Here is a 15,153-nt window from a genome sequence, read left to right on the forward strand (position 1 = left end):
GTGATTGTGACGCCCATGATGCCGAATCGATCATGAATGCACAATAGGCGCTCACGGATCGCTCATGGGTCCACGGCGGGAGGGTTTTACACGATCGAAACGTCGCGCCCGGGATCCGGGCGCTCGTCCGCCTGCTCAGTCGGCGACGACGAGCTCCACGCCGGCGCTGGCGAGGTCGGCTGCGAAGGCCGGCGGTACGGGCTGGTCGGTGACCAGGACGTCGATGCGGTCCAGCGGGCAGATCCTGGCGAAGGTCGACCGCTCGATCTTGGTCGAGTCGGCGACCACGATGACCCGTCGCCCGACCGACGCGAAGTGCCGGCTGACCTCGGCCTCGCCCTCGTGCATGGTCGTGGCGCCGTACTGCCCGGTCAGGCCGTCCACCCCGAGGACCACGAGGTCGAGTGCGAACTCGTCGAGGGTGTCCCGGACGAGCGGTCCGACGAGCTCGTACGACTGCCGCCGCGCCACCCCGCCCGTGACCACGATCTTGACGTTGGCGCGGACGGACAGCTCGTAGCCGACGTTGAGCGCGTTCGTCACGATGGTGATCCCGAACTCGCCGTCGGCCCGGATGAACCGCTCGCTCTTGCCGAGTTCACGAGCGACCTCGGTCGTGGTGGTGCCACCGTTGAGCCCGACGGTCTCGCCGGGCTGCACCAGTCGTGCGGCGGCGCGGGCGATGGCGGTCTTCGCCTCGGCCTGGCGCGCGATCTTGTACTGCAGGGGCAGTTCGTAGCCGGCCCCGAGCGCCGCTGCTCCCCCGTGCGTGCGCGTCACGAGCCGCTGGTCGGCGAGCGTCGTGAGGTCCCGTCGGGCCGTCGCCGCCGAGATCCCCAGCAGCTCCCCGATCTCGGCGATCGACACGTTGCCGCGTTCGCTCACCAGTTCGAGCAGGGCGTTCAGCCGCTGTTGGGGGGTCATGACGGCCATCCTACGGTGCCATCGCGACCGCTCGGTGATCGGAATTGACGCTTTGGTCTTCCATCGCGCACGATCGCTCGCTACGCTTCCTGATCATCGATCACCCGGATCGAACCGGACCGGAAGGCTCCCATGACCGACACCTTCGTGAGCGCCGAACTGGCCTCCCAGCCGGAGACCTGGCGCGCCGCCGCAGCACTCCTGCCGACCTTCTCGGACGCGCTCCCCCAGCCCGGCGAACGCGTCGCCGTGATCGGCTGCGGCACGAGCTGGTTCATCGCGATGAGCTACGCCGTCGCCCGTGAACAGGCCGGCCTCGGGGTCACCGACGCCTTCGCCGGCTCCGAGTACCCCGCATCGCGCGAGTACGACCGCGTGCTCACCATCAGCCGCTCGGGCACCACGACCGAGATCGTCGACCTGCTGCAGGCCCTGCCGTCGCAGCGCACCGTCCTGATCACGGCCGTCGCGGACAGCCCCGCCGCAGCCGTCGCCGACGACGTGGTCGCACTGCCCTTCGCCGACGAGCGCTCCGTCGTGCAGACCCGGTTCGCCACCACGGCGCTCGCCCTGCTGCGCGCGTCGATCGGCGACGACGTCGACGCCCTCGCCACCCAGGCCGAGACCGCCCTGACGGTGCCGATCGACGACCTGCTCGACGCCGAGCAGGTCTCCTTCGTGGGCCGTGGTGCCGCGGTCGGTCTGACGTTCGAGGCCGCGCTCAAGACGCGGGAGGCCGCACAGTTCTGGGCCGAGTCCTACCCGGCGATGGACTACCGGCACGGGCCGATCGCCATCGCGCAGCCCGGCCGGCTCGTCTGGTCGCTCGGTGCCGCGCCGCAGGGGCTCTCCGACGAGGTCGCCGCCACCGGTGCGCGCTTCGTGCAGCACGACCTCGACCCGATCGCCGGGCTCGTCGTCGTGCACCGGTTCGCCGTCGCCCTGGCCGAGGGTCGCGGGCTGGACCCGGACAACCCCCGTTCGCTGACGCGGTCGGTCATCCTCACCTGATGGCGGGCGCAGGCGCGGTGCTCGGGGTCGACGTCGGCGGCACGGGCACCAAGGCTCGGCTGACCGACACCGACGGACTCGTCCTGGACGAGACCCGGGTCCCGACGCCGCGCGACGACCCGTCGGGGGACCGACTCGCCGTCGCCGTCGCCGACCTGGCAGCCCGGGCGCTCGACCGCGGTCGTCTCGACGCCGTCGGGCTCGTCACGCCGGGTGTCGTCGACGAGGCCGCCGGCACCGTCGTCCTCGCGGTGAACCTCGGATGGCAGGACGTGCCGGTCCGTGGCCTCGTGCAGGCCGAGCTCGTCCGCCGCGGCATCGACGTCCCGATCGCCTTCGGCCACGACGTCCGCGCCGGCGCCCTCGCCGAGACCCACACCGGCGACACGGCGCTGTCCCGCGGATCGGTCGCCTTCGTGCCCGTCGGCACCGGGCTGGCCAGCGCGCTGGTCGTCGACGGGCAGGTGGTGTCCGGGGGCGGATGGGCGGGGGAGATCGGCCAGGTGCTGATCCCGTCCGGACCGCACGCGGGGCTCCGGGTCGAGGAGATCGCGTCGGCCGGGGGAGTCGCACGCCGCTCCGGCTCCGCATCGGCGCACGCAGCCATGCTCCGGGTGCGCGACGGCGACCGCGTGGCGACCGCCGTCTGGGACGACTGCGTCGCCGTCCTCGCTGACGCGCTCGCGTGGACGACCGCGGTCGCCGGGTGCCACACCGTCATCGTCGGCGGGGGACTCGCCGAGTCCGGCCCGCTGCTGTTCGGGCCGCTGCGCACGGCGGTGGCCGAACGGCTCGTCGGGGTCCGCGCTCCGGAGGTCCTGCCGGCCGCCCACGGCGACGCCGCCGGAGCCATCGGCGCGGGCATGCTCGCTCGGCGGCTGCTCGAGAGCGGGGTCCTGCTGTGACCACGCTCGTCCGCGCGCCGCGCATCGTGACCGCTGCCCACGACCTGCACCACGGCTGGATCCTCCTCGGCGACGACGCCACCGTGCTCGCGGTCGGTACCGGCACACCGCCGCCCGCAGGCACTGCGGTCACCGTCGAGGGCACCGTCGTACCGGGCTTCGTCGACCTGCACGCCCACGGCGCCCTCGGCCACGACTTCGCGACCTGTTCCACGGAGGACGGCCGGGCAGCGGCGGCGCACCACCGGTCGCGGGGGACCACGACCCTCGTCGCCTCGATCGCCACCGGACGCCCCGACGACACCGTCGCAGCGCTCACGCGCCTTCGACCACTCACCTCGGACGGAACGCTGGCGGGCTTGCACCTCGAAGGGCCGTGGCTGTCCCCGGCCCGCCGCGGAGCCCACCGGATGGACCTGCTCCACGCCCCGGACCCCCTCGAGGTCGACGCGTACCTGGCGGCCGCCGACGGCGCGCTGCGGATCGTCACGCTCGCCCCCGAGCTCCCCGGCGCCCTGGAGACCGTGGCGCGGTTCGTCGCCGCCGGGATCGTCGTGGCGATCGGACACACCGACGCCTCCGCCGAGCAGACCCGCCGTGCGATCGACGCCGGCGCCACGCTCGTCACGCACCTGTTCAACGGCATGCCGCCGCTGCACCATCGCTTGCCGGGGCCGGTCGGGGTCGCCCTGACCGACGACCGGGTCCTGCTCGAGTGCATCGTCGACGGGCACCACCTCGACCCGACCACGATCGGGCTCGTCCAGCGGAGCGCACCGGACCGCCTGGTCCTCGTGTCCGACGCGATGTCGGCGACGGGCTGCCCCGACGGCGACCACACCATCGCCGGGTCCGCGGTCTCCGTCCGCGGCGGTGTCGCGATGCTCGCCGACGGGTCCTCGTTGGCGGGCAGCACGATCACCGTCGCCGACGCGGTCCGCCGACTGTCGACGAGCGGGGTCGCGGTGCCCGAGGTCGTCGCCGCCTCTGCCACCCGCGCGGCTGGGCTGCTCGGTCGACCGGCGCCGCTCACGGTCGGCGCACCCGCCGACCTCCTGGTCCTCGATCCCGACACCGGTTCGGTACAGCCGCTCCTGACACCGGCGGTGGTCGCGTGATCGTCGTCGTCACACCGAACCCCGCCGTCGACGTCACGTACCGGGTCGCCGAACAGCGCATCGGCGAGACCCAGCGGGTGCTCGACGTCGCACGGCACCCGGGCGGCAAGGGCCTGAACGTCGGCCGGGTCCTGGCGGCGACCGGTGTCGCGACGCACGCGGTCCTGCCCCTCGGGGAGACGCCCGGCCGCTGGATCTCGGACGCGCTGGACCGCCTGGGCCTCGACCACACCGACGTCGTGGTGTCCGGTACGACCCGCACGACGGTCACCGTGGTCGACGACATCGCCCACCCGACGATGTTCGGCGAGCCCGGCCCGGTGCTCACGGCCGTCGAGTGGGACGCCGTCGCCACGGCGGTCGGTGGACTGCTCGCCGACGCCGACACCACCGCCCTGGTCGTGTCCGGTTCGCTGCCCAGCGGAACCGCGCCCGACGTCGTCGCGAGCTGGGTCGCCACGGCTCACGGGCACGGCGTCCTGAGCGTCGTGGACTGCTCCGGTGCCGCACTGCTGGCGGCGGCGAGCGCCGGCGCCACGGTCTGCAAGCCGAACCGCGAGGAACTGCTCGAGGCCACCGGTGCCACGGACGAGCGCGCCGGCGCGCTCCGGCTGCTGGAACTCGGTGCCGGTGTCGTGGTGGTCTCCCGCGGGGCGCACGGCATCGCCGCCCACACCGCGGACCACGTGCTCGAGGTCCCGGCGGTACCCGGTGTGTCCGGCAACCCGACAGGCGCGGGCGACGCGGCGACCGCCGGTCTGGTCGGCGCTCTGGTCGGCGCGGGTACCCGGCAGGGCCCCGGTGCACCGTTCGCCGACGACACCCTGCTCCGGGCCCTCCGGTCCGCCGCCGCCCACGGGGCCGCCGCCGTCCTGCGCCCGGTGGCCGGCGAGGTCGACCCCGCCGACGTCCACCGTTTCCTGACCCACCCCGACCGAACGAGGACCCCAGCATGATCACCGACCTGGCCCTGACCGGCCTGCTCGACACCGCCCGCACGGCACACCGTGGGGTCGGCGCGTTCAACGTCGTCCTGCTCGAGCACGCCGAGGCCATCGTCACCGGGGCCGAGCGGGCCGGGCTGCCCGTCATCCTGCAGATCAGCGAGAACTGCGTCCGGTACCACGGCGGGCTCGCGCCGATCACGACCGCGACCCAGGCGATCGCCCGGGCCGCCGACGTCGACGTCCTGGTCCACCTCGACCACATCGAGGACCCGGACCTCGTCGCCGCCGGGATCGACCTCGGCGTGGACTCCGTCATGTACGACGGCTCCCACCTGGACTTCGCGGCGAACGTCGCCGCCACCCACGACCTCGCGGTGCGGTGTCACGCCGCCGGCGTCGCCATCGAGGCCGAGCTCGGCGAGGTGGGCGGCAAGGACGGTGTGCACGCTCCCGGCGTCCGCACCGACCCGACCGACGCCGCCGCGTTCGTGGCCGACACCGGGGTGGACGCCCTGGCCGTCGCCGTCGGGACGTCGCACGCGATGCAGACCCGCGAGGCCTCGGTCGACCGCGACCTGGTGGAACGCCTGCATGCCGCGGTGCCGGTCCCGTTGGTCCTGCACGGCTCATCGGGGCTGTCCGACGACGAACTGCGCGGCGCGGTGCAGGCCGGCATGACGAAGATCAACATCTCGACGCACTTGAACGGCCTGTTCACCCGTGCCCTGCGCACCGTGCTCGACGAGCGCCCCGACCTGGTCGACCCGCGGAAGTACGTGTCGGCGGGGCGCGAGGCGATCTCCACCGAGACCGCACGACTGCTGACGCTCCTGCACGGCTGAGCGGAAGCAGCGACAGCGCGAGCAGCGCCTGCGCCTGCGCCTGCAGCGACAGGGAGCCCGTTCAGCAGAGCGGGACGTTCACCGCGAGCCCGCCCATGGCGGTCTCCTTGTACTTCGACGACATGTCCGCCCCGGTCTGCCGCATCGTCTCGACGACCTGGTCGAGTGACACGTGGTGCACGCCGTCCCCGCGCAGGGCCATCCGTGCGGCGTTGATCGCCTTGTTCGCCGCGATCGCGTTCCGCTCGATGCACGGGATCTGCACCAGGCCGCCGATGGGGTCGCACGTCAGGCCGAGGTTGTGCTCCATGGCGATCTCGGCAGCGTTCTCGACCTGTTCCGGTGTGCCCCCGAGGACCTCGGCGAGCCCGGCGGCCGCCATCGAGGCGGCGGATCCGACCTCGCCCTGGCACCCGACCTCGGCCCCGGAGATCGACGCACGCTCCTTGTAGATCGAGCCGATGGCGCCCGCGGTGAGCAGGAACCGCACCACGGCGTCGTCGCGGTGCGCGGCGGTGATCGCGGGGACGTACGTCAGCGCGTAGTACAGGACCGCGGGGATGATGCCGGCGGCGCCGTTTGTGGGTGCGGTGACGACCCGGCCACCGGTGGCGTTCTCCTCGTTCACCGCCATGGCGACGAGGTTCACCCACTCCATGGCGAACAGCGGGTCGTGGTCGGGGTCCTCGCGGGTGAGCTGCTCGTGCCAGGTGCTGGCGCGGCGGCGGACGTCGAGGCCGCCGGGCAGGCAGCCGTCCCGTCGGACGGAGCGCTCGACGCACGAGTCCATGACGGCGTGGATGCCGAGCAGTCCGGTGCGGACGTCGGCGTCGGTCCGGGTGACCGACTCGTTGGCGAGCGCCACCCCGCTGATCGGCAGACCGGACGCGGCACAGGCGGCCAGCAGTTCGGCGCCGCTCGAGAACGGGAAGGGGACACGGTCGTCGACGGGGATCGCCGCGCCCGCGACGACGGCCCCGTCGCCCTCGCCCTCGCTGTCGCGCGCGATGAAGCCGCCGCCGATCGAGTAGTAGGTCTCGTCGGCCAGGTCGGCACCGGATGCGTCACGGGCGCGCAGCCGCATGGCGTTCGGGTGCCGGGGCAGCATGGTCAGGGGGTGCAGCACGATGTCGGCGAGCCGGAACGGTACGGTCGCTCCGCCGTCGAGTCGGAGCACGCCGTCCCGTTCGAGGGCATCGAGCGCCGCTGACATCGCGTCCGGGTCGACGGTCTCGGGGTGGGACCCCATCAGGCCGGCGACCACGGCGCCGAGGGTGCCGTGGCCCTGCCCGGTCGACGCGAGCGAGCCGTACAGGTCGACGGCGACGGACGCGACCGGGAGCCCGGCCACCAGGGTGGCGAACTCGGCACCGGCCCGCATCGGCCCGACGGTGTGCGAGCTCGAGGGACCGACACCCACGCTGAACAGATCGAAGACGGAGACCGGCACGCCGTCACACTAACCCGTCCGGACGGACCAGCTCTCGGACTGGCCGCGCCGAGTCTCAGCGGCGGGCGTTGCCCTCGGCCGGCACCACGAACCACAGGACGACGTAGGCGATCCACAAGGGGCCGGGGAAGAGGCTCAGGATCACCCAGCCGATGCGGACGAGGGTCCGGGACAGGCCGAAGCGGTCGGCGAGGCCGGCGCAGACACCGGCGAGGATGCGGCCGTTGCGGGGACGGGAGAGTGTGCTCATGGGGACGACGTTACGCAGTCTCGGGGCGCCCGAACATCCGGGCCACACCCGGAGCGCAGTGGGGGAAACCCCCGGCCGCACCCCGAGCCGCCGAACGACCCGCGGCACCCGTCAGGGGATCAGCACGATCTTCCCGCGCGTGTGCCGCTGCTCGAGCTGCTCGTAGGCGTCCTGCACCCGGTCGAGCGGGTAGGTCGCCGCGATCGGCACCTCGACCTCGCCGTTCGCCACCTGCATCGCGAGGGCGCCGAGGATCTCGGGGTCGGCCGTGTCCGCACTGCCGGATGCCTTCGCACCGACCTCGGCGGCGGCCTCGAACGCGATGATCGTCTCGATGCGGTCGACCGGCACGCCCAGGGCGATCCCCAGGTGCACGTACTCGGGTCCGTAGGTGTCGATGACGGCGTCGATGCCGTTGGTCGCGAGTTCGGTGATCCGCTCCTGCAGGCCCTCGCCGTACGCGACGGGTCGTGCTCGCTTCGACCGGAGCCACTCGTGGTTCGCCTCGGACGCGATCGCGATGACGTCGATGCCCTCGTTCGTCAGCAGTTGGGTGACGAACCCGCCGACACCACCGGCAGCCCCGGACACGACGACGGTCTCGCCGGGTCGGGGATCGACGGCACGGACGGCGGCGGCCGCGGTCGTCGCGACGATGTCGAGCCCGCCGGCGACGGTCCAGTCGAGCAGTCGCGGCTTCTGCACGACCTGTTCGGCCGGCACCGACACGTACTCCGCCTGGCTCGCGCGGTCCCACGACCACCCGAGGACCTCTTCACCCTCGTCGACGCCGTCGACGCCCTCGCCGACCGCCACGACGATCCCGGCGAAGTCGGTGCCCTGTCCGGACGGCAGCGCGTCTGCGGACCCGCCGTCGAACAGCCCCTGGCGGATCGCCGACTCGCCGGGGTTGATGCCGGCGGCGCGGACGCGCACGAGCACCCGGCCGGCGGAGGCCTCGGGGACGGGGACCTCGGCGACGTGCAGCACGGACCGGTCTCCCCACTCGTCGAAGCGGACAGCGCGCATGGTCTCCGGGATCACAGTCATCGCGTCCGACGGTACCCCGAGCACGACGAACGGTCCGCGTGGACCGCTCCATCGGCGCGACGGTGGGAGACTGGGCGACATGCCCATCCTCAACAAGGACATGCAGGTCTGCATGTCGCTCGCGGCCCGGCCGAGCAACATCGGCACTCGGTTCCACAACTTCCTGTACGACGAGCTCGGGCTCAACTTCCTGTACAAGGCGTTCACCACGACCGACCTGCCCGGCGCCGTGGCCGGCATCCGTGCCCTCGGCATCCGTGGCTGCTCGGTGTCGATGCCCTTCAAGGAGGCGATCATCCCGCTCGTCGACCACATCGAGGAGTCCGCCGCCGCCATCCAGTCGGTGAACACGGTCGTGAACGACGACGGCGTGCTCACCGCGTCGAACACCGACTACGAGGCGATCGCCGCACTGCTCGCCTCGCACGACGTCGACACCACGTCACGCGTGCTGCTCCGCGGTTCCGGCGGCATGGCGAAGGCCGTCACCGCGGCGTTCCGTGGCGCCGGCTTCGACCACCTGACGGTCGTCGCCCGCAACGAGCAGACCGGCCCGGCACTCGCGTCGCAGTACGGCTACGAGTGGGTCGCCGAGGAGCGCGAGGCGGGGGAGACCGACCTGGTCGTCAACGTCACGCCCCTCGGCATGCGCGGTGACCAGCAGGACGCGCTCGCCTTCGCCCAGGACCGGATCGAGGCGGCCCACACGGTCTTCGACGTGGTCGCGTTCCCGTCGGAGACCCCGCTGGTCCGCGCCGGCCACCAGGCCGGCAAGCACGTCGTCACCGGAGCCGAGGTCATCGCGCTGCAGGCAGCACGCCAGTTCGAGCGCTACACGGGCGTCGCCCTGACCGACGACCAGGTGGCGCGCGCCAGCGAGTTCTCGCGCGCCGAGTAGTCGACGCGACCACGAGGACGGACGGGAGGTGGGCCCCACACGCCGGTTCCGGCGTGACGCGCCAGCGGCACGACGGCCGTGACGGGAGGGACGGTGCCAGCTGGCACCGTGCCTCCCGTCCGTCCGTGGGGACGTCTCAGGCGTTCGCCGCGCGTCCGACGGCCACCCACCCGAGCCGGCGCAACGTCTCGTGGTTGCGGACCCAGATGAGCGGCTGCATGAGGAAGTCGGGGACGTACGAGCCCGGACCGGCGACCGCGTTCTCGACGATCGTCACCTTGCAGCCCTTGCGGTGCGGCTCCACGGTCAGTTCCACGCGTGCCTCGCCGATCGGCCACCCCTTCGGCTGGATCACCATGCGGTGCGGCGGGTCCCACACCAACGAGGTCGTGACGTCGTCGATGACGACCGGCCACGCGCCGAACGAGTGGTGCAGGTGCGTGCCGACCTGCGGCCACCCGGGCTCCTGCGCGCGCATGCGTGAGGCGCCGACCACCCAGGTCGTGTAGAGCCAGCCGTCGGCGAGCACGTCGAAGACGTCCTCGGGCGAGCAGTGCAGGATGCGGACGTTCTTGGCCATGGTGTTCAGCCTTCCGGGGTGAGGTCGACGTCGTCGGGCAGCCCGAAGGTGTGCCGGAGCGCGCTCTTCGCGGCACGCCATCCAGCCATGCCGTGCACACCGGGGCCGGGCGCGGACGACTCCGAGCACAGGTACATGCCGCCGCCCATCCGCCACGGGTCGCTGGACAGCACCGGGCGCTTCACGAGCTGCCAGAAGCTCGCAGCACCGGCGGCGATGTCGCCGCCGACGTAGTTCGGGTTGTGGTCCGACATGTGCGCCGCCGTGCGGCTCGACGACTGCAGGATCGTGTCGCGGAACCCCGGTGCGAACCGCTCGACCTGCCGCGTGATCGCCTCGGTCTGGTCGACGTCGGACCCCGCCGGCACGTGCGCGTAGGCCCAGAACACGTGCTTGCCCTTCGGCGCACGAGTCGGATCGACGACGGTCGGCTCCGAACCGAGCACGTACGGCCGTTCGGCGTGCCGGCCGTGCGCGACCGAGCCCTCCGCTGCGGCGATCTCGGCTCGCGTCCCACCGATGTGCACGGTGCCGGCCATGCGCAGCGCCTCGTTCGTCCACGGCACCGGGTCGGACAGTGCGAAGTCGACCTTCGCAGCCGCGTTGCCGAACCGGAACCGGCGGAGCGCACCGCGCTTCGGCGTCGGGATCTGCGAACCGGCGATCCGCAGCATGCCGGGCACGCTCGTGTCGAACAGCACCGCCTTCGCCGGAGTGAGGTCACCGAGGGACCGGACCTCGTGCCCGGTGACGATGCGACCGCCGTGCGCGACGAGGTCGTCGGCCAGCGCGTCGACGATCGACTGGCTGCCGCCGATCGGCACGGGCCAGCCGCGGGCGTGTGCGTAGGCGCCGAGGGACAGTGCCGCGGCGGCCGTCGACAGCGATGGCATGTGCTGGATGGAGTGTGCGGCGACACCGGACACCATCGCCGGCGCGGCGTCCTGCCGGAAGCGGGCGTTCCAGGCGCTGCTGCCCTGCTCGAGGGCGCGCAGGCCGAACCGCAGCACCGTGAGCGGGTGCCGTGGCACGTGCAGCAGGGCGTCGGTCGCGAAGTCGGCGACCTGGTCGGCGGAACGGGCGAGCGGACCCATCAGGTTCCGGAAGGCGGGGCCGTCCACACCGAGCTCGGCGGCCGTCCGCTCGAGGTCCTGGTACGCGATGCCCGCGCGACCGCCGTCGAGCGGGTGCCCGTACTGCACCTCGGGCAGGCGGAGCTCGATGCGCTCCTCCATCCGGAACAGCCGGAAGAACTCGGACTGCAGCGCCATCGGGTGCACGGCCGAGCAGACGTCGTGCAGGAACCCCGGCAGCGTGAGCTCCGCGGTGCGGGCACCACCGCCGATCGTGTCGTTCCGCTCGACGACCTCGACGGACAGGCCCGCACGGGCGAGCGTCACCGCCGCCGCGAGTCCGTTCGGTCCGGCCCCGACGACCACCGCATCAACCATGGTCCGAGCCTAGGGACTCGTGTCTGCGCGTGGTCCCGGTCAGGGGCGAGCGACGTCGGGGTCAGCCGGGTCGGAGCCGTCCTCGTCGCCGTCGGCGTCGTCGGGCTCGTCGGCGTCGACTGGGGTCGAGCCCACGGGGTGCTCGGCCAGCAACGTCGCGAAGTCCTCGTCGAGCATCTGCTGCAGGCGGTCGTCACGGCCGATCTCGTAGTCGTCGGCCGGACGCTGGGCCCAGCCGAGACGCCCGACGACCGTGGTGCCGATGTCGTCCCAGGCTCGGGCGCGGGCAGCGAGCACGATGCCGTCGACGAAGTGCTGGTCGTCGCGGCGCTTGTCGAGCATCGTCGCGAGTTGCTCGTACGTCGCCTCACGCGTGCGGAGCTTGAGGTCGTCGCCCCGCCGGTAGTCGTGCTGGTGGCGTGAGCGACCCTTCGACTTGCTCGACGTCGACCGGATCTCCCGCATGCGGGCAGCGTCGCCCCGCTGTTCCTCGGCCATGCGGTGGAGTTCCTCGCGCGCAGCCTCGGCGATCAGCGCGTGGTCGAAGTAGCCCTGGTCACGCAGGGCGTTCGTGATGATCCGGTTGCCGACCGCGATCGTGACCGCGGCCTTCGCGATGAGGAAGCCCTCGTCGACGGCACGCTTCAGTTCGACCTGGCTGATGGGTCGATCGCGCACGTCGTGGTTGCGTCGTCCGAACAAGGCCATGCTCCGACGATACCGGCGGCGGGTGACCATCCGTCCGCAGGCGGACCCGGATCAGGCCCTGGAGGGACGACGCACCCCGAGCGGTTCCGTAGCGTCGGGTGCATGGTCACGTACTCGGAATCCCCCCGCACCGGTCTCGGGACGGCGAGCCTGGTCCTCGGGATCTGCTCGCTGCTCGCCGGATGGACGTTCGTCGCACCGATCGTCGGGCTGTGCCTGGGGGTCGCATCCCGGAGCCGGGAACCGCTCGCCCGTGGTCGCGCGGGGTGGGGGATCTTCCTGAACCTCGTCGCGCTGGCCGTCTGGATCCTGCTGCTCGTGCTGGCGGTCGTCGGCGGTGTGTTCGCGGTCTGGCTGGGTGCGACGCAGGGCTCCTGACGCACGCGCACGGGGGAGGCGGGGATCCTCGCCTAGAGCAGCAGGCCGTAGACGGCGACGTCGGCGCGGACGGGCCCGAGCGGCAGCGCACCCCGCAGGGTCCCCTCGTGGGCGAACCCGAGCCGTTCGGCGAGCGTGCGGCTGCGGACGTTGTCGACGCCGGTCCGGATCTCGAGCCGTGCGGTGCCGCGTGCCCGCGCGACCTCGACCAGCACGCGGGCGGCCCGCCCCGCGACACCGCGGCCCTCGTGTCCGGCGTCCACCCAGTAGCCGAGGGACGCCTGGCCCAGGTACGGGTCGAAAGTCAGCGACGCCACCCCGACGATCCGGTCGTCGGACCGGATGACGCAGGGGAGCGCACGGTCCATCGCGAACTGGCCGAGCAGCCGCTCGGTGTGCAGCCCGATGGTCTCGTGGTCCTGCGGGTCCCATGCCCACGGCTCCGCGGCCCGCAGTCTGCCCAGGTTCGCGCGCACGAGTTCGAGCACCTGGTCGACCGTCGTCAGGTCGCGCAGCGTCAGCGTGTACCCGTCGCCGAGGTCCCGCCCGAATGCCGCCACCCGTCAGAGACTATGCACGCCGGGCGCTACTCGTACCGGAGCGCCTCGATCGGGTTCTGCCGCGCGGCGCGGCGTGCGGGGAGGGTGCCGGCGAGGAACGCGATGAACATCACAACGAGGATGATCGTCGCCACCGAACTCGGCGCGAACTGCATGATCTGCAGCCCCGGCAGGTCCTTGAGGAGCGTGCCGGCCAGGACGTTCGAGATCCCGGTGCCGAGCAGGATCGCGACACCGGCACCGATCGCGCTGCCGAGGAACCCGATGAACACCGCCTCCAGCGAGAACAGCGTGTACACCTTGCCGCCGCCCATGCCCATGGCCTTCATCAGGCCGATCTCGCGGGTGCGCTCCTGCACGCTCATGAGCAGCGTGTTGATGATGCCGAAGCCCGCCGCCACCAGGGCGATGACGGCGAAGGCGTTCAGGACCCCGACGATGCCGCTGATGACGGTCTGGAACTGACCGAGCTGGTCCTGGATGGTCTGCCCGAGGAACCCGTCGTCCGACAGCGCCTTCTTGACCGTGGTCGCGGATGCCCCGGAGTCGAGCGTCGCGGTGGCGCTGGCGTACGAGGTCGCGATCGAGTCCGGCTTGCCGACCTCTTGCGCGGCCTGCATCGCGTCGGTGAGCGCGGCGTTCGCCCCGGCACCGCCGCCGAACAGCGACTCGTTCTGCACACCGACCACCGTGGCGGTGAGGGTGTGCTCCTTGCCCTGGTAGTCGTCCACCGCGAAGGTGAGCTCCTTGCCGATGGCGGCCTTCGCACTGCCGAGTCCGAGGTTCTCCAGGTAGTTCGTCGGCAGGATCACCTGGTTCGCGTCGGTGTCGTCGTCGAGCTGCTTCCCGCTCGCCAGGTCGGCGTCGAGCTCGCCGGCGTTGGCCGTGAGCGAGACGACGTACTTGCCGTCGTCACCGTGCTCGGCGTACTTCGGCGCGAGGGCGACCGCCGGACGGATGCTCTTGATGCCGTCGATCGCGCGGATGTCGTCGACGTCGGACTGCGACAGGTACGAGAACGACGCCGGACCACGGTCGACGCTCTGGCCGGACTCGTCGGGGTCGTACTCCGCCGGGCCGCTGTCGGTCGACGCGGTGTCGACGGCCTTCGTGATGGTCAGGGAACCGGTGTCGCCGATCGAGGAGACCTGGGTGTCGATGTAGTTGCTGACGCCCGTGCCGATCGCCGAGGTGAGCGTGATCGTGAAGGCGCCGATGAAGATCGCGATGACCGTCAGGGTCGTGCGCAGCTTCGACCGGAAGGTGTTCGCGACCGCGGTGCGGAGCAGGTCGAGGAAGTTCATGCGGAGTGCCTTCCGTGCGTGGCCTGCTGGTCGACGGCGGCGCCGGCCGTGGGCACGCCGTCCGATCCGCCGACGATGAGTCCGTCGCGGACGTTGACGCTGCGGTCGCAGCGGGCGGCGAGTTCTTCGTCGTGGGTCACCACGACGAGCGTGATCCCGCGTTCGCGCTGCAGGCCGAAGAGCATGTCCTCGACCACCTGCCCGGTGTTCGTGTCGAGGTTGCCGGTCGGCTCGTCGGCGAAGATGACGCTCGGCTCGCCGACCAGTGCGCGTGCGATGACCACGCGCTGCTTCTGCCCGCCGGACAGGTCGTTGGCGTCGTTCTTCGCCTTGTCGGCGAGGCCGAGGGACTCGAGCGCCGCCATGCCGCGGCGCTTCCGCTCGGCACCGGAGACGCCGGCGATCTTGAGGGGGAGCACGACGTTGTCGAGCACCGAGGTCTTGGGGGTCAGGAAGAACTGCTGGAACACGAACCCGAAGGTGCTGTTGCGCGTGCGGTTCACCTGCCGCGCACCGAGTGTCGCCGCATCGGTGCCGTCGAGCAGGACCTGCCCGGTCGACGGCTTGTCGAGCAGTGCGAGCAGGTGCATGAGCGTCGACTTGCCCGAGCCGGACTTGCCGACGATCGCAAGGCTCTCGCCCTGGTGCACCTGGAGCGACACCCCCTTGAGCGCGTCGAACCGCGTCGGGCCTCGGCCGTAGGTCCTGGCGAGGTCACGGGCCTCGAGCACGGGAGTGGTCATGGCCCCACCGTAGTGTCCGGTGCACGACTGCAAG

At 72.1% G+C, this 15,153-nt stretch carries 17 protein-coding genes; 7 read left to right on the forward strand and 10 right to left on the reverse strand.

Translation table 11 applies throughout. The features are described 5' to 3' along the window. Positions 1–135 precede the first annotated feature (135 nt). Positions 136–924: a DeoR/GlpR family DNA-binding transcription regulator gene (locus ACGH48_RS18165; protein WP_165901013.1), complete on the reverse strand. Its 789-nt coding sequence runs from the start codon at positions 922–924 to the stop codon at positions 136–138. 132 nt (positions 925–1,056) lie between these two features. Here ACGH48_RS18165 and ACGH48_RS18170 point away from each other — a divergent pair, with 132 nt between their 5' ends. From ACGH48_RS18170 to ACGH48_RS18190, 5 genes are read left to right on the forward strand one after another with little or no spacing between them, the layout of a single operon-like run. Further along, entirely contained in the window at positions 1,057–1,935 is an 879-nt protein-coding gene (locus ACGH48_RS18170) for an SIS domain-containing protein (protein WP_222658878.1), read from the forward strand. Beyond that, positions 1,935–2,840 (forward strand): ROK family protein, encoded by a 906-nt coding sequence (locus tag ACGH48_RS18175; protein ID WP_396289622.1) that lies wholly within the window; start codon positions 1,935–1,937, stop codon positions 2,838–2,840. Before ACGH48_RS18170 ends, ACGH48_RS18175 begins: the two co-directional genes overlap by 1 nt. Next, positions 2,837–3,958, forward strand: a complete 1,122-nt coding sequence (nagA, locus tag ACGH48_RS18180; protein ID WP_396289623.1) for an N-acetylglucosamine-6-phosphate deacetylase — start codon at positions 2,837–2,839, stop codon at positions 3,956–3,958. Before ACGH48_RS18175 ends, nagA begins: the two co-directional genes overlap by 4 nt. Further along, positions 3,955–4,914 (forward strand): 1-phosphofructokinase family hexose kinase, encoded by a 960-nt coding sequence (locus ACGH48_RS18185; RefSeq protein WP_396289624.1) that lies wholly within the window; start codon positions 3,955–3,957, stop codon positions 4,912–4,914. Before nagA ends, ACGH48_RS18185 begins: the two co-directional genes overlap by 4 nt. After that, positions 4,911–5,747, forward strand: coding sequence for a class II fructose-bisphosphate aldolase (locus ACGH48_RS18190; protein ID WP_396289625.1), 837 nt, complete (start codon positions 4,911–4,913; stop codon positions 5,745–5,747). Before ACGH48_RS18185 ends, ACGH48_RS18190 begins: the two co-directional genes overlap by 4 nt. A 61-nt stretch (positions 5,748–5,808) precedes the next feature. Here ACGH48_RS18190 and ACGH48_RS18195 read toward each other — a convergent pair whose 3' ends face one another. From ACGH48_RS18195 to ACGH48_RS18205, 3 genes are all read right to left on the reverse strand, one after another. Then, positions 5,809–7,197, reverse strand: a complete 1,389-nt coding sequence (locus ACGH48_RS18195; RefSeq protein WP_396289626.1) for an L-serine ammonia-lyase — start codon at positions 7,195–7,197, stop codon at positions 5,809–5,811. Positions 7,198–7,252: 55 nt separating this feature from the next. Further along, on the reverse strand, positions 7,253–7,447 hold the full coding sequence (locus tag ACGH48_RS18200) for a PspC domain-containing protein (protein ID WP_123311541.1): 195 nt from the start codon (positions 7,445–7,447) through the stop codon (positions 7,253–7,255). Between the two features lie 111 nt (positions 7,448–7,558). Further along, on the reverse strand, positions 7,559–8,497 hold the full coding sequence (locus ACGH48_RS18205; RefSeq protein ID WP_396289627.1) for an NADP-dependent oxidoreductase: 939 nt from the start codon (positions 8,495–8,497) through the stop codon (positions 7,559–7,561). A gap of 79 nt (positions 8,498–8,576) precedes the next feature. On the opposite strand from ACGH48_RS18205, the gene ACGH48_RS18210 reads away from it, so the two are divergent. Continuing rightward, on the forward strand, positions 8,577–9,395 hold the full coding sequence (locus tag ACGH48_RS18210; protein ID WP_396289628.1) for a shikimate 5-dehydrogenase: 819 nt from the start codon (positions 8,577–8,579) through the stop codon (positions 9,393–9,395). Between the two features lie 136 nt (positions 9,396–9,531). Here ACGH48_RS18210 and ACGH48_RS18215 read toward each other — a convergent pair whose 3' ends face one another. From ACGH48_RS18215 to ACGH48_RS18225, 3 genes are read right to left on the reverse strand one after another with little or no spacing between them, the layout of a single operon-like run. Then, a complete protein-coding gene (locus ACGH48_RS18215) occupies positions 9,532–9,975 on the reverse strand; it encodes an SRPBCC family protein (RefSeq protein WP_123311539.1) in 444 nt (147 codons plus the stop codon). A 5-nt stretch (positions 9,976–9,980) separates the two neighbouring features. Further along, positions 9,981–11,426 carry a phytoene desaturase family protein gene (locus ACGH48_RS18220; protein ID WP_396289629.1) on the reverse strand — a complete coding sequence of 482 codons (1,446 nt, stop codon included), beginning with the start codon at positions 11,424–11,426 and terminating at the stop codon, positions 9,981–9,983. Positions 11,427–11,465: 39 nt separating this feature from the next. Further along, positions 11,466–12,134, reverse strand: a complete 669-nt coding sequence (locus tag ACGH48_RS18225; RefSeq protein WP_111083572.1) for a hypothetical protein — start codon at positions 12,132–12,134, stop codon at positions 11,466–11,468. Positions 12,135–12,236: 102 nt separating this feature from the next. Here ACGH48_RS18225 and ACGH48_RS18230 point away from each other — a divergent pair, with 102 nt between their 5' ends. Further along, positions 12,237–12,512 carry a hypothetical protein gene (locus tag ACGH48_RS18230; RefSeq protein ID WP_340197424.1) on the forward strand — a complete coding sequence of 92 codons (276 nt, stop codon included), beginning with the start codon at positions 12,237–12,239 and terminating at the stop codon, positions 12,510–12,512. Positions 12,513–12,544: 32 nt separating this feature from the next. Here ACGH48_RS18230 and ACGH48_RS18235 read toward each other — a convergent pair whose 3' ends face one another. Genes ACGH48_RS18235 through ACGH48_RS18245 form a run of 3 tightly spaced genes read right to left on the reverse strand, consistent with a single transcriptional unit; the run spans position 12,545 to position 15,119 of the window. Next, complete coding sequence (locus tag ACGH48_RS18235; protein WP_396289630.1) at positions 12,545–13,072, reverse strand: GNAT family N-acetyltransferase; 528 nt, start codon at positions 13,070–13,072, stop codon at positions 12,545–12,547. Positions 13,073–13,098: 26 nt separating this feature from the next. Continuing rightward, the gene (locus tag ACGH48_RS18240; RefSeq protein WP_340197422.1) at positions 13,099–14,376 is read right to left on the reverse strand and encodes an ABC transporter permease; all 1,278 of its coding nucleotides are present in this window, start codon (positions 14,374–14,376) and stop codon (positions 13,099–13,101) included. Next, entirely contained in the window at positions 14,373–15,119 is a 747-nt protein-coding gene (locus ACGH48_RS18245) for an ABC transporter ATP-binding protein (protein WP_123311530.1), read from the reverse strand. The genes ACGH48_RS18240 and ACGH48_RS18245 overlap by 4 nt, the downstream gene beginning before the upstream one ends. Between the last annotated feature and the right edge of the window lie 34 nt (positions 15,120–15,153).

This window comes from Curtobacterium pomorum (assembly GCF_044497295.1).
Lineage (GTDB): Bacteria > Actinomycetota > Actinomycetes > Actinomycetales > Microbacteriaceae > Curtobacterium.

Coding starts and splice junctions, on each gene's coding strand:
- ACGH48_RS18220 (WP_396289629.1), bottom strand. CDS start 11,426: ATGGTTGATGCGGTGGTCGTCGGGGCCGGACCGAACGGACTCGCGGCG.
- ACGH48_RS18175 (WP_396289622.1), top strand. CDS start 1,935: ATGGCGGGCGCAGGCGCGGTGCTCGGGGTCGACGTCGGCGGCACGGGC.
- ACGH48_RS18205 (WP_396289627.1), bottom strand. CDS start 8,497: ATGACTGTGATCCCGGAGACCATGCGCGCTGTCCGCTTCGACGAGTGG.
- ACGH48_RS18210 (WP_396289628.1), top strand. CDS start 8,577: ATGCCCATCCTCAACAAGGACATGCAGGTCTGCATGTCGCTCGCGGCC.
- ACGH48_RS18170 (WP_222658878.1), top strand. CDS start 1,057: ATGACCGACACCTTCGTGAGCGCCGAACTGGCCTCCCAGCCGGAGACC.
- ACGH48_RS18200 (WP_123311541.1), bottom strand. CDS start 7,447: ATGAGCACACTCTCCCGTCCCCGCAACGGCCGCATCCTCGCCGGTGTC.
- ACGH48_RS18225 (WP_111083572.1), bottom strand. CDS start 12,134: ATGGCCTTGTTCGGACGACGCAACCACGACGTGCGCGATCGACCCATC.
- ACGH48_RS18240 (WP_340197422.1), bottom strand. CDS start 14,376: ATGAACTTCCTCGACCTGCTCCGCACCGCGGTCGCGAACACCTTCCGG.
- ACGH48_RS18230 (WP_340197424.1), top strand. CDS start 12,237: ATGGTCACGTACTCGGAATCCCCCCGCACCGGTCTCGGGACGGCGAGC.
- ACGH48_RS18165 (WP_165901013.1), bottom strand. CDS start 924: ATGACCCCCCAACAGCGGCTGAACGCCCTGCTCGAACTGGTGAGCGAA.
- ACGH48_RS18215 (WP_123311539.1), bottom strand. CDS start 9,975: ATGGCCAAGAACGTCCGCATCCTGCACTGCTCGCCCGAGGACGTCTTC.
- ACGH48_RS18245 (WP_123311530.1), bottom strand. CDS start 15,119: ATGACCACTCCCGTGCTCGAGGCCCGTGACCTCGCCAGGACCTACGGC.
- ACGH48_RS18190 (WP_396289625.1), top strand. CDS start 4,911: ATGATCACCGACCTGGCCCTGACCGGCCTGCTCGACACCGCCCGCACG.